General features: G+C 33.4%; 12 protein-coding genes. All 12 read right to left on the reverse strand.

The window, feature by feature from the left end; all coding sequences use genetic code 11:
- Positions 1-31: 31 nt before the first annotated feature.
- Positions 32-838, reverse strand: coding sequence for a carbon monoxide dehydrogenase/acetyl-CoA synthase methytransferase subunit (gene acsE, locus IC174_RS12285; RefSeq protein ID WP_227433444.1), 807 nt, complete (start codon positions 836-838; stop codon positions 32-34).
- A 49-nt stretch (positions 839-887) separates the two neighbouring features.
- Positions 888-2,255, reverse strand: a complete 1,368-nt coding sequence (acsC, locus tag IC174_RS12290; RefSeq protein ID WP_227433445.1) for an acetyl-CoA decarbonylase/synthase complex subunit gamma — start codon at positions 2,253-2,255, stop codon at positions 888-890.
- 30 nt (positions 2,256-2,285) lie between these two features.
- A complete protein-coding gene (gene acsD / locus IC174_RS12295; RefSeq protein ID WP_227433446.1) occupies positions 2,286-3,230 on the reverse strand; it encodes an acetyl-CoA decarbonylase/synthase complex subunit delta in 945 nt (314 codons plus the stop codon).
- Between the two features lie 19 nt (positions 3,231-3,249).
- Positions 3,250-4,020: a carbon monoxide dehydrogenase accessory protein CooC gene (locus tag IC174_RS12300; RefSeq protein WP_021383511.1), complete on the reverse strand. Its 771-nt coding sequence runs from the start codon at positions 4,018-4,020 to the stop codon at positions 3,250-3,252.
- A gap of 55 nt (positions 4,021-4,075) precedes the next feature.
- Positions 4,076-5,461: a dihydrolipoyl dehydrogenase gene (gene lpdA / locus IC174_RS12305; RefSeq protein WP_227433447.1), complete on the reverse strand. Its 1,386-nt coding sequence runs from the start codon at positions 5,459-5,461 to the stop codon at positions 4,076-4,078.
- 41 nt (positions 5,462-5,502) lie between these two features.
- Positions 5,503-6,384: a methylenetetrahydrofolate reductase gene (locus IC174_RS12310; protein WP_003432262.1), complete on the reverse strand. Its 882-nt coding sequence runs from the start codon at positions 6,382-6,384 to the stop codon at positions 5,503-5,505.
- Between the two features lie 35 nt (positions 6,385-6,419).
- Positions 6,420-7,094, reverse strand: coding sequence for a methylenetetrahydrofolate reductase C-terminal domain-containing protein (locus IC174_RS12315; protein WP_227433448.1), 675 nt, complete (start codon positions 7,092-7,094; stop codon positions 6,420-6,422).
- A gap of 35 nt (positions 7,095-7,129) precedes the next feature.
- The gene (locus tag IC174_RS12320) at positions 7,130-8,002 is read right to left on the reverse strand and encodes a bifunctional 5,10-methylenetetrahydrofolate dehydrogenase/5,10-methenyltetrahydrofolate cyclohydrolase (protein WP_227433449.1); all 873 of its coding nucleotides are present in this window, start codon (positions 8,000-8,002) and stop codon (positions 7,130-7,132) included.
- Between the two features lie 91 nt (positions 8,003-8,093).
- Positions 8,094-8,726 (reverse strand): cyclodeaminase/cyclohydrolase family protein, encoded by a 633-nt coding sequence (locus tag IC174_RS12325; protein WP_227433450.1) that lies wholly within the window; start codon positions 8,724-8,726, stop codon positions 8,094-8,096.
- Between the two features lie 84 nt (positions 8,727-8,810).
- Positions 8,811-10,487 carry a formate--tetrahydrofolate ligase gene (locus tag IC174_RS12330; RefSeq protein WP_227433451.1) on the reverse strand — a complete coding sequence of 559 codons (1,677 nt, stop codon included), beginning with the start codon at positions 10,485-10,487 and terminating at the stop codon, positions 8,811-8,813.
- Positions 10,488-10,728: 241 nt separating this feature from the next.
- Complete coding sequence (locus tag IC174_RS12335) at positions 10,729-11,508, reverse strand: AAA family ATPase (RefSeq protein WP_227433452.1); 780 nt, start codon at positions 11,506-11,508, stop codon at positions 10,729-10,731.
- Between the two features lie 300 nt (positions 11,509-11,808).
- The gene (cooS, locus tag IC174_RS12340) at positions 11,809-13,728 is read right to left on the reverse strand and encodes an anaerobic carbon-monoxide dehydrogenase catalytic subunit (protein WP_227433453.1); all 1,920 of its coding nucleotides are present in this window, start codon (positions 13,726-13,728) and stop codon (positions 11,809-11,811) included.
- Positions 13,729-13,806: the final 78 nt, after the last annotated feature.

The following is a 13,806-nucleotide window of genomic DNA, read 5'->3' on the forward strand; positions in this document are numbered from 1 at the left end:
CCTATTTTTTATTAACTATACCCTAAAAACCCTAGAAAGCAAATCCACCTTCATTTAACTCTAAGAAAGAGTCTGCATATAAAGATGCCCCGTTGATTATGTCACAAGATTTTACAGTTTTCATTAATTCTGGGTCACATGGATTCATTATAGCTGAACTAAATCCATTAGCCATTGCCATTGCTAAGAATGCACTATCTAAAACAGGTCTAACATGTTTAGGACATCCATTAGATACATTAGATAATCCTCCTGTAGTTAAAAGTCCCATTTCAGTCATCATTTTTATAGCTTCTAAAACTTCTACTTGTTTTTCTTGCATACCTTTTATAACTAAGCATAATGGGTCAAATAATATATCAGTTGGCTCCATTCCTAGCATTAAGCCTTTTTCTAGTATCTCTTGGCAGTAAGCCATACGTTCATCATTATCTCTTGGGATACCTTCTTTTGCACATAAACCTATAACCATTGATTCATATTCAGCTGCTATATCTATTAAATCAAATCTTGAACCAGCATCAGCAGAGTTTATTATTGGTTTTGCATTAGTTCTATCATAAACCTTAAGTCCAGCTTCGATAGCTTTTTTATTAGCTGTATCTAATGCTATAGGAACATTGTTAAATTCAGATTGAAGTAGCTTAACTCCCCATGTCATTATCTCTTCGCCATCTCTTTCAGCAGGTCCTATATTGAAATCTATATAGTGTGCTCCTGCTTCTAATTGTTCTTTTGCTCTTTTTAATATTGGAGCTGGATCTCTTTCTGCTAATGCCTTTCTTATTGAAGGTGAGATACAGTGTATTCTTTCACCTATAATCATAAATTTTTCCATTTATAATGTCCCCCTTTAAATTTAATATTAATAGTTAGTTAATATTTTATTAGTTTGTTTGGCATGCTTTTTCTTGGTATCCTTTTAAGAACTTAGGTAATTCCATAGATTCTTCTGGTCCTATAACTACATTCCATCCTGGTAAGTTATCTTCTATATCACCTTTAAGTACTGCAACTTTTCCTGGAATGATAATGTCTTTACAATTAGTTACTTCTTCTACTTTACTTTCTTTGATGAAAGCAGAGATTGAATTTCCACCAAATTTACCAGCAGCCCAAGATGTAAGAACTGAATATCCACCTGCATCTGGTATTACTAACCATACTGGAACTTTTGATCTTTCTATATCTCCAGCAACTATGAAATAAGTTAATGCAAAGTCAACAGTAACTAATACTGGAGAATTTTCATCTGGGTTATTAATTGGGTAAATCTTTGGTTCAACTCTCATTGGTCTTTGTGGGTCAGTGTATATATTTTGTCTTAATGCAAATAATGGTAATGCTTTAGCATAACTAATATCATCTATTACTATTATAGAACCATATTTTATAGTAAATATTGATGATAAAGCAATTTCCATCATAGGATTTGAGTTAGATAATCTATTTGCAAATACTATTGAAGGATATCCAAATGTTCTATCTTGTTCTTTTAAAGCTATTCTTCTAACTTGCACAGCATTAGTGTAAGTATCTTTTATATTTTCTCCAGTTACATCTAATACTAATTCTTTATATCCAGCAGATTGAACTAATTCAACTGTTTCATATAATTCTTCTAAGCTAGCTGCTTTTACTCCTAATGGTAGGTTTGCTCCTTTAACTACTTCTATCATATCTTTGTAGTTATCTTTAGTTGCTCCATATACCATTGGTCTAGCATCTTTTAATACTTCAACAGCTTCTTTAACTGCTTGTGCATCATCACAAGCTAAAATATAAGCTACTTCTAATCCGCTACCTTTTATTTTGTCTATTAGTTTTAAATATGCATCTTTGTCTCCACAGTATTCTAAAACAACCATTTCAACTTTCATTTGTTCACCAATTCTTATATAGTCAACTTTTTTCATGTTAGCTATTTTAGCATCTACTGCTTCATCACTCATACAAGTACAGAATGAAACTGCATATCTATTTCTACTTACTAATGTTTTTTCATGTCTAAATAATACTGTTTCCCCGCCTAGTTCATATTCAGATGCTCCAGTACCAACTTTTAATGCTTTCATTAAAGGTGCTGTAGCTTCTGATAGTTTTGCTATAGCGTCATCAGACATATGTGGGCATTTGCCTACTTCTACAGCTCCTGAAGCAACCTTCATAGAGAAAGCCATACAAGTTGGGAATCCACAATCCTTACAGTTTTTCTTTGGTGTTAATTTAAATATATCTAAAGCTTTTAATGCCATTATTTTCTCCCCCTAACCTTAACAATTTAATTAAGCTAATGCGTTAACCAATTCTTTTATAGTTTCTATTGATTTTGGATGACGAAGTATAACTGCGTTTGAACCACCTACTAAAACACTTGCTGCAGTTGAAACTTCCATTGCTATAGTTCTTTCTTCTGGACAACCCCAATCTGGCTCATCTTCTACTGGAGCTATAGCTTCTTTAACATGACCTACTTCGAAAGCTACTGGTGTTATGATAGGCATTTGTAATGTCTTATCATTTTGACCAAATGCTGCAAGTCTAATTCTATCCATAGTAGATGCAACATATTCATATCCATAACCAACTGCTGAACATCCAACATTCATAACTATATTTTCACCTTTAACGCCTAATTGAGTTAACAGTACGTTTAATTGTTTTGCTAGGTTTATATCAACAGAAGATTCTGCTCCAACTTTGTGTGAATAAGCCATTCCAGCTGATGCTCCTACTCCTTTGTAGTTATCTTCTACTGCTGACATAAATAGACAGTTATGCCCATCCAACGCTTGAGCTAATTTTTCAAACAGTTTACCATCTTTTTCATGATTTCCTGAACCAGCTACTACTAAAGGCAATGTTATTGCTTCAACTACTGCTTTAGCAACTTCAGCACAGTCATCAACTGATTTATCTAATCCATTTGGGTCAGAACCATCAAATTTTAAACAAATAAAATCTGCTTGTGTATTAGCTTCAACATATTTAGCCCATTCTACTGGACAATTAGCTACATCTTTGTATAACTCTTTATATGAATCAGTCCAGCTTTCAGGATAAACGTCTGATATTTCTATACCTATTTTTGGAGTATTCCCTACTTCTCCATCAAAACTATAAAAAGGTAATACATTTTCCCCACCTAATTTAATTGCTTTTTCCCCTATTCCTACTTCAACTTCTGATATTTTTCCAGAATATTTTTGAGTAGACATTTTAAATGCCATATTTTTTTCCCCCTTAAGCCTATTTTAATTCTAATTTAGCAAAAATCTCTTTCATAGCCACTTTAGATTTTGAATCTTCAGGTAAATTAACTAAAGGAATACCTGTAGAATCATATTCATATATCAATTCATCCATAGGTACAACACCAATTAGCTCTAGGTTATGTTTTTCTATTTCCTCTTTAACACCATCATTCATAACCCCATTTGGAACCTTATTTACAATTAGAAGTATTCTTCCAACATTTAATTTTAGTTCCTCAGCTAAATCTCTTATTCTAGCAACAGCTTGTATGCTACGTCTTGAGCAATCACTAACCAATAAAAGTGTATCAACATGTCTAGTAACTTTTCTGCTTAGATGTTCCATACCAGCTTCGTTGTCCATGACTAAGTATTTGTAGTGACCAGATATTTTGTTTACTTGTTCTCTAAGTATCCCATTTACAAAACAGTAACATCCTTCCCCTTCTGATCTCCCCATTACTAACAAGTCATATCCTTCTCCTTCTTCAATTATAGAATTTAATCTAAATTGTAGATATTGTGCTTTTGTCATACCACCTGGGAATGCATTGCCTAACTTTTCTCTTTGATTTACTTCTTCTCTTATTTCTCCTATTGTTGCTTCAACTTCAATACCTAATACTTCATTTATGTTAGCATTAGCATCAGCATCTACAACTAATACTGGTCCCTTATTGTCCTTAACCAAATAATCAATCAAAAGCCCTGTGAGACTTGTTTTACCAGTTCCACCTTTTCCTGCAACAGCTATATTGTATCCCATTTTAAGACTTCCCCCTTAAATCTAGCCACAGAGCCTTATGTACTCTGTTTACTTATTATAATTTAGGTACAGAATGAACACATTCTCCATGTACATCATGAAGTGCTTCCATTAGTCCTTCAGATAAACTTGGATGTGGATGTATTGCATCCCCTACTTGTTCTACAGTTAATCCTAGATGAACAGCAAGTGATAACTCTGTTAATAAATCTGTAGCATGAGGACCTACTACTGCTGCACCTATTATTTTATCTGTTTCTTTATCAGCTATTATTTTTACAAATCCTTGGAAATGTCCTATAGCCTGTGCTTTTCCAAGTCCTCTAAAATCAAATTGACCTACATTGTATTCTACACCTTCAGCTTCAAGTTGTTTTTCAGTTTTACCAACACCAGCAACTTCAGGTTCAGTATAAACACATCTTGGAATTGCTCTATAATCTACTACTTTAGTTTTTCCTAAAGCATTTTCAACTGCAACAATACCTTCTTTAGAAGCAACATGTGCTAAGAAAGGAGTATCTATTATATCACCTATTGCATATATACCTTCTACATTAGTTTCAAGATGCTCATTAACTACTACTTTTCCTCTTTCCATTTCAATTCCTATATCTTCTACTCCAGAATTATCAAGGTTAGGTCTTCTACCAACACATACTAATGCATATTGTGCTTCTATAACCTTTCCATTAGAAAGAGTTGCAACAGCTTTACCATCAACTACTTCACAAGTTTGTACTCCAATACCTGTAATAACTTTAATCTTATCTTTCTTAAATTGTCTAAGTAGTTGTTTTGCTACATCTTTATCTTCATTTAATAGTATCTGGTCAACCATTTCAACTATAGTTACTTCTGTTCCTAAGGCTCTAAAGAATTGCCCTATTTCACATCCTATAACTCCACCACCTACTATTAACATAGATTCAGGTATATCTTCAAGTCCAAGAACTTCATCACTAGTTATTACAATCTTTCCATCATATGGGAACATTCTTGGTACAACTGGAACAGAACCATTAGCTAGTATTATCTTATCAGCTTTTATAGATTCTACTGTTCCATCATCTTTTGTTACTTCTATAGTATTTTTATCAATTAATTTTCCAAAACCATTAACTAGTTTTACTCCTCTTTTCTCAAATAGGAATTCTATACCACTTATTAATTGATTTACAACTTTATTTTTTCTTTCCATTATGGCAGTGAAATTTGGTGTAACTGTACCATCTATCTCTATACCAAAATCCTTTGCTTCCTTCACAGTATTTAATACCCCTGAAGAAGCAAGAAGTGCTTTAGTTGGTATACATCCTGCATTTAAGCAAGTTCCTCCAACTCTTCTTTTTTCAACAACTGTCACCTCTGCACCAAGCATAGAAGCTTTTATAGCTGCTACATATCCTCCTGGTCCACCACCTACTACTACTATTTTCATCCTTAATTCCCCCAAACCTTATAATCTACAATCTTGTAATACTATAAACCTGCGGCATCTAGTATAGCAGGTATATTTTCTTCTGCCCCAATTGCCATTATATGAACACCATCACATAAATCTTCTTCTTTTAATTGTTTGATAAGTTCTCCTGCCATTTTTATTCCTTCACTTACCCAGTTTTCTTTTCCAGCTGCTCTTAATCTTTCGATTTGTTCATCTGGCACAAATATTCCTGGTACATTTGCAGTCATAAATTTAGCCATTCCTGGAGATTTTAAAGGTACTATCCCTGCCAATACCTTGCAATCCATATCTCTTGTTAGTTCTCTAAACTTTCTCATTGTATTTATGTCATAAAGTGCTTGAGTTTGGAAAAATTTAGCTCCAGCTTTTATTTTCTTTTGCATTTTTAATAATTGAACTTCTATTGGAGAATATTCTGGAGTTACTGATGCTCCTAGATAAAAATCTGGAGAACCTTTTAATTTATTACCAGCCATATCCGTACCTGCCATTAGAGTTTCAGCAGTTTGAAGTATCCCTACAGAGTCTAAATCAAATACACCTTTAGCTTGTGGATGGTCTCCTACGCTAGTATGGTCTCCTGTTAATGCCAACAAGTTGTTTATCCCAAATACACCTGCTGACAACATTTCTCCTTGTATAGCTATTCTATTTCTATCTCTCCCTGTTATTTGAATCACTGGCTCTAATCCAGCATCTTTTAGTAATTTACATGTAGCAAGAGAAGTTGCTCTCATAACTGCTGATTGAAAGTCTGTCACATTTGCTGCATGAACTCTTCCAACTAACGGCTTTGCACATTCAATTAAATGTGAAAGGTCAGTCCCTTTTGGAGGAGCCATCTCAGTAGTAACTGCAAATTTTCCACTCTCTAATGTTTCTCTTAATAAGCTCATCTCTAATCCCCCTTTTAACCTTCTAAAAAAAACTTTTATGAATTGGCTGTTGCTTCTTTCTTTTTCTTTGCACTTAAGCTTCTTGGATTATTTTGCTTAGAATAGTCTTTTGGCGGTCTTATTTCTGCTAAATTATCTAATTGCCCTATAGATTCCAATCTTTCATATATTTTTATCCAAGCACAATCATTTTCTGGATTTACTTCACATTTACCATTTTTAGCTCCACCACAAGCCCCATTCATAAGACCTTTAGCACACATAGTTACTGGACATATTCCACCTGTCCAACCAAGTTCACAGTCTCCACAAGCCTTACAGGCTTCCTCATATTCTCCAACCCTTTGTACTTCCCCTATAAACAAAGTGTTGTTAGCTGGATAAACTGGTTTATTTTTTAGGTTTTTAACTATTGTTTGTGTCCCATCTCCACATGCTAAAGATAAAACTGCATCAGCTTCTTTAGTTTCTTCTTTTAGAGCCTTTAAGTCCTTTTTAGACTTTAAAAGGTTACAAGCAGGATCAAGCATTACATATCCTAAGATTTTTTTGCCCTCACCTTCAAGAGTTTCCTTCATTTTTAGAACTTCTTCTTCTCCACCACTCTTACAAGTCGCTGCACATTGATTACAACCAACTAAAACTAGCTTGTCAAAATTCTTTAAGTACCCTAGCACTTCTTCCAATGGTTTATTTTCAGAAATTATCATATCTACTTCCCCCCTAAACCTTCCACAATATCTATCTATTTATTGTTTTGCAACTTACAAGCTTTAACTACATGTTTTGCAAGTATAGATGTTGTAACTGAACCAACCCCCGCTGGAACTGGAGTTATCATCGATACTTTATTTAAAACTGCATTTGTATCAACATCTCCACATAAATTTCCTTCTTCATCAACATTTATACCAACGTCTATAACTACTGCTCCATCTTTCACAAAACTTTCATCTACCATCTTAGCTCTACCAATAGCTGCTATCAATACGTCCGCTTCTGCAGCTACATCTGATAAGTTTTTAGTCTTTGAATGGCATATTGTAACAGTTGCATGTTCACTTAATAAAAGCATTGATACTGGCTTCCCAACTACCATTGATCTTCCAAGAACTGTTACCTTACTTCCTTTTAAATCAACATTATAATGTTTTAATATTTCTACTACTGCTGTAGGAGTACATGGTGGGAATCCACTCTTATCTCCTTCCATGACTTTAGCAGAGTTTATTGGGCTAAAACAATCTACATCTTTTTCTGGTGCAATGACATATTTTATAACTTCTTCATTTAAGTGTTTTGGAAGTGGTCTAAAACATAATATACCATTAACATCCTTGTCATCATTAACTTTCTTTAAAACATCAATATATTCTTCTTGAGTTATATCTTCAGCTAATTCCAACACTTCAGTTGTTATACCAATGTTTTGACATCTTTTTAGTGCTCCTCTTTCATATGATAAATCATCGCTTCTTGCTCCAACTCTAACTATTGTTAGCTTAGGATTTATACCTTCTTTAACTAGTAACTCGACTTCTTTTATTAAGTCTTCACTAATCTTATCAGCTACAGGTTTTCCTTTTATAATCTGTCCTTTAGTTGACATTACTTCCATATATTCACAACTCCCCTACAAGCAAACTTAAATTAATTTATTCTATATACCACATATTAATAACATAGTATCTACTTTCGTCATTTAAAAATTATTTTCCAAGCGCTTTTTCAACTTTAGCATAAACTTCATCACAAGTTTTAACGCCATCTTCAACTAATTTATCTACTTCTGTTTTTACTTTACTAACATATTCTTGATCTTGTATAGAATTTATATTTATAACTACATTTAATTGTCCACCAAGTATAGCAGCTCTTAAACATTGAACCCCTACACCAACGTCGCTTATAGCAAGTCTTGAACCTTTATCAACTAAATCTTCATGTAACTTAATAGCTTCATAACAAACTCTTACTATATTTAATGGTACTTCACAAGCAACTTTTAGCGCTTTTTCCATTGTTTCTGCTTTTATTCTTTTTTCCTCTTCTGTTTCTTTAGGAAGCCCATAAGCTTTTGATAATGGTAAGAAACATTCTGCATCATCATCTATCATTTTTAATAAATCTTTTTCTAATTTTCCTGCTTTATTTAATATATCTTTTACACTTTCTTCATACTCAGCATACTTTTTCTTTCCTATTGTAAGATTGCATACCATACTCCCTAAAGCCATACCAATTGCACCAACTAGTGCGGCAGCTCCACCGCCACCTGGTACTGCTTCTTTAGAAGATAGTACTTCTACAAAATCAACACAAGTTTTATCTGCTATTTTCATGATAATCCTCCTTAAAAGGATGTAGGAAAATATCCTAAATTATCTTAGAGATATTTCCTACTCTTTATTTATAAATTAATACACTTAGAATAATCCAGCTATTACTCCATTTTCATCAACATCTATTTTTTCTGCTGCTGGAACTTTTGGTAATCCTGGCATTTTCATTATTTCTCCAGTAAGTGCAACTATAAATCCAGCTCCTGCTGAAATTGATGCTTGTCTTACAGTTATTCTAAATCCTGTTGGTCTACCTAATTTAGTTTGGTCATCAGTTAAAGAATATTGAGTTTTAGCCATACATACTGGAACTTTAGTAAATCCAAGTTTTTCTAAGTTAGCTATTTCTTTATCAGCTTCTGGAGTATAATCTACACCATCTGCTCCATAAATCTTAGTAGCTATAGCATTTATCTTATCTTTTATAGATAAATCATCTTCATAGCAGAATCTAAAATTATTTTCTTCTTCATCTAATAATCTTAAAACTTCTTTAGCTACTGCAATTCCACCTTCTCCACCTTTTGCCCATACTTCAGAAAGAGCAACATTAACGCCTAATTCTTTACACTTGTCTTCAACAAGTTTAAGTTCAGCTTCAGTATCAAGTGGGAATCTGTTTATTGCAACAACTGCTGGTAATCCATATACTTGAGTTATGTTTTCAACATGTTTTAATAAGTTTGGAAGTCCTTTTTCAAGAGCTTCTAGATTTTCTTCGTTTAAGTCTGCTTTAGCAACTCCACCATTGTATTTTAATGCTCTTACAGTAGCAACTATTATAACAGCATCTGGTTTTAAATTTGCCATTCTACATTTTATATCTAAGAATTTTTCTGCTCCAAGGTCAGCACCGAAACCAGCCTCAGTTATTACATAATCTGCAAAGTGCATAGCCATTCTTGTAGCTATAACAGAGTTACATCCATGAGCTATATTTGCAAATGGTCCACCATGTACAAATGATGGTGTTCCTTCAAGAGTTTGAACTAGGTTTGGTTTTAAAGCATCTTTTAATAATGCAGCCATAGCACCATTAGCTTTTAATTGTCTAGCTGTTACAGGTGCACCTTCGTAGCTATATCCAACTATTATGTTTCCTAATCTTTCTTTTAAGTCAGCTATATCACTTGCCAAACAGAACGCTGCCATTATTTCAGAAGCAACAGTTATATCAAATCCATCTTGTCTAACTGCTCCATCGCCTTTTTTACCCATACCATCAACGATATTTCTAAGTTGTCTATCGTTCATGTCTACACATCTTCTCCAAGTTATTTTCTTAGGGTCTATTCTAAGTTCATTTCCTTGATGAATATGATTGTCAAGCATAGCAGCTAAAAGGTTATTAGCAGCTCCTATAGCATGAAAGTCTCCTGTGAAGTGTAAGTTTATATCTTCCATAGGAACAACTTGTGCATATCCTCCACCAGCTGCCCCACCTTTAACACCAAATACTGGTCCTAGAGATGGTTCTCTTAGAGCAACTAATACATTTTTATCTAATTTTGCAAATGCATCAGCAACACCGATAGTAGTAGTAGTTTTTCCTTCACCTGCTGGAGTTGGGTTTATAGCTGTAGTTAATATTAACTTAGCTTTTTTCCCAGTTTCTCTTTTTAGTAGATTGTAGTCAACTTTGGCTTTGTATTTACCATATAGTTCTACATCTTCTTCACCTAGTCCTAATTTTTTTGCAACCTCTCTAATATCTTGAGGTTTAGCTTCTTGAGCTATTTCAATGTCAGATTTAAATCCCATAACTGAATCTCCTCCCACAACCTAAATAGATTTAAAATATAATTTTTGTATAAATTGTATTAATATGTAAAAATTATATTTTATAAGATAATTATACATGTAAAATTGCTTAAAAACTAGCTACTAAGCTATTAAAATATCTTTAACTTAATAGCTAGTCATTTATCTAATTAATCATTTATTACCTATCTAATACCTATTTATTGCCTTTAACCAACAACCCAATTATAAATCAAAATTTCTATTTATCTTTAAGTGACATTAATTTCTCTTTTATTTCTTTAATTTGTGCCTTTGTTGTTTCACTAGAATCATATGGAGATTGATTAGCTCTATCAGAATCTATAACATCTTGATTGTAATAGATAAATCCTAAAGATTCCCCATCTTCTAAGTTTTGTATTATAAATTCTTCATCTTCTTTATTTCTGATTTTGTTACCTACAACAAATACCTTATTTACGCCTATATCATGACCAAGTTTTTTAACTTTTCTATATGTTTGGAGACTTCTTTCTCCTGGCTCTACAACTACTATAAAAGCATCTACACCTTGAGCTGTTCCTCTTCCTAAGTGTTCAATTCCAGCTTCCATATCCATAACAACTACATCTTTATTTTGTAGTATTAAGTGTGAACAGAGTCTTTTTAAAAGAACGTGCTCTGGACATACACATCCAGTGCCACCAGAATCCACTGTTCCTAATGTAAGTAATCTCACTCCGTTGTATTCTTTACAGAAATTTTCAGGTATATCGTCTACTTTAGGATTCATCTTAAACATTTTTCCAAATGAACCTACAGAAGCAGCTGTTCTATCTGAAACTAACTTTTTCATTTCTGATATAGGTACTATTGATTCATATACTTCTTTTGGAAAACCTAGTGCTAAAGCTAAATTAGCATCAGGATCGGCATCAACAGCAACAACTCTGTATCCGTCTTCAGCAAACATCCTAGAGAGCATTGAAGAAAAAGTCGTTTTACCTACTCCACCTTTACCTGTTATTGCTATCTTCATAATCCCTACCACCTTTATTACTATTTGCTTTTTATTTTATTTATGTTTTAGTGTAGTTATCTATTTTTTAAACACTAAAAATAAACTACAGCTAGTCCTTACAGGAACCAATTACATTTACCCTACTAGCTTTTCAAAGCAGCATGTATAGTTTTAGTATTCTTCATTATATTGTTTATATTTTATTTATTCAGTATATTCATTGTATTTTGATGTTCTTTTCTTTAATATTTGACTTCATTCAACTATAAAACCTTTATTTAGATATAAAATCGTTTTTTCTAAGGCTTTAGCCATTTTCTAAGCTTCTGCTTCAACACCCATTTTTTCTTCAACTAATGCTTCGAAGTGAACACGTTTCTTTTCTATATCTTCTATTATTGTAGCTGCTAACTCTTTTGGATTTGTATTTACAGTAAATGTTGCACCAACTTTATCTTTTAATTCGCTAGTTAATATATCTACTGCTCTTGAAGAACCAGCTATTGGAGGCATTATTCCTAAGTAAGTGTCTATACCAGAAGCTACAACATAGCATCCTATAGCAACTGCTTTTTCTGACATCCACTCTGGAGCTATACCTACAACTGGAAGGTCACACATATCCATATCTAAGTAATTAGCTGCTGCTCCAACTAAATCTAATATACGGCTTATATCAACGCAAGAACCCATATGTAGTACTGGTGGGATTCCTACTAATTTACAGACAGTTGCAAGACCTTTACCTGCATATTTTTCAGCTGCATCAGTTTCCATTAAACCAAATTTAGCTGCTGCTGAAGCACCACATCCTGTAGTAACTACTATTATGTCGTTTTTAATTAATTCTTTCATTATTGTTACGTGAGCCTCATTTGAAACTCCTTTAGCATTGTTACATCCAACTACACCAGCTGCTCCTCTTAATACTCCAGATTTTAAACAGTCTGTTAATGGCTTAACTGTTCCTGCTGGATCTATATGAGAGTTTACAACTCTGTCTAATTGATTTACTACTGCTTCTACACTATACCCAACTGTTGCCCCTGATTTTAATTCAGGTATAAGTACTTTTGATTTATCTCTATTTTTAAAGTTTAAGATAGCTTCTTTAACTATTGATTTAGCATCATCAAGAGCTTGTTCTTCTCTAAATTCAATATAAGTTGAACCTGTTATTTTAGCTTTTGGAGAAGTTGTTACAAATTTAGTGTGGTAACAATCTGCTACTCTAGCTAGTGCAGGGAATATACATTGAACGTCAACTATTACAGCCTCAACTGCTCCAGTTACTATTGCAAGTTCTTGTTGATGGAAGTCTCCTGCTATTCTTACACCATGTCTCATTGTAATTTCATTACCTGTACAACACATACCAGCTAAGTTTATTCCATCTGCTCCAACTTCTTTAGCTAAAGCTATTAAGTCTGGTTCTTCTGCAGCTAAAACTATCATTTCTGATAATGCTGGCTCATGTCCATGTAATATTATATTAACTTTATTTTCTTCTAATACTGCTAAGTTAGCTTCTGTTCTTCTTGGTACTGGAGTTCCAAATAAGATATCGCTTAAACGAGTACCTATCATAGAACCACCCCAACCATCAGCCATAGAAGTTCTTAGACTCATGTGTATTAAACTATCTATATCACCAGTACAACCTATATGAGTAGAGTGCATTATTGTTGCAATTTCTCTATCTATAGCTCTTGGTTCTATAGCATATTCTTTCCATATTTTTTGTCTTGGTTCTGGCGCATTTTTTATAAATCTTAATGTCCCAAAAGGTTTACCAAATTCCATTAATGCAATTTCTGCCACTTCATGTGCTACATCATAGATATCTCTACCTTCTGTTTCTACATCCCATTCTTTAGCTAAAGTAATTAATTTAGCTTCGTCTCTTATTTTATAGTTTCCATTTGGATCAGCTAATGCTAATGTATGTGCTATATCTCTAGCATGGTCTGAATGGGCAGCTGTCCCACCAGCAACCATTCTTGCAAAGTTTCTACCTACTATAGTGTGTTCGTCTGCTCCACATAACCCTCTTGGAGTTTTAGGACTTATTCTACATGGTCCCATTCCACATATTCTACAGCAAACCCCTTGAAGACCAAAACCACATTGTGCTTTAAAGCCTTCTTTTCTATCATACATTGTTTCTACGCCTTCTTCTCTAGCTTTTGCTATCATCTTCTGGCTGTTTAAATCAATTGTTAACATTTTTTCATCCATATTCCTATCCCCTTTTTTTGATTTTTAAAATCCCCCAGGTGACTGACTTCATGTCATAAAATAATAAAATAAATGCTT

The sequence above is a fragment of the Clostridioides sp. ES-S-0001-03 genome (assembly GCF_020676075.1).
Lineage (GTDB): Bacteria > Bacillota > Clostridia > Peptostreptococcales > Peptostreptococcaceae > Clostridioides.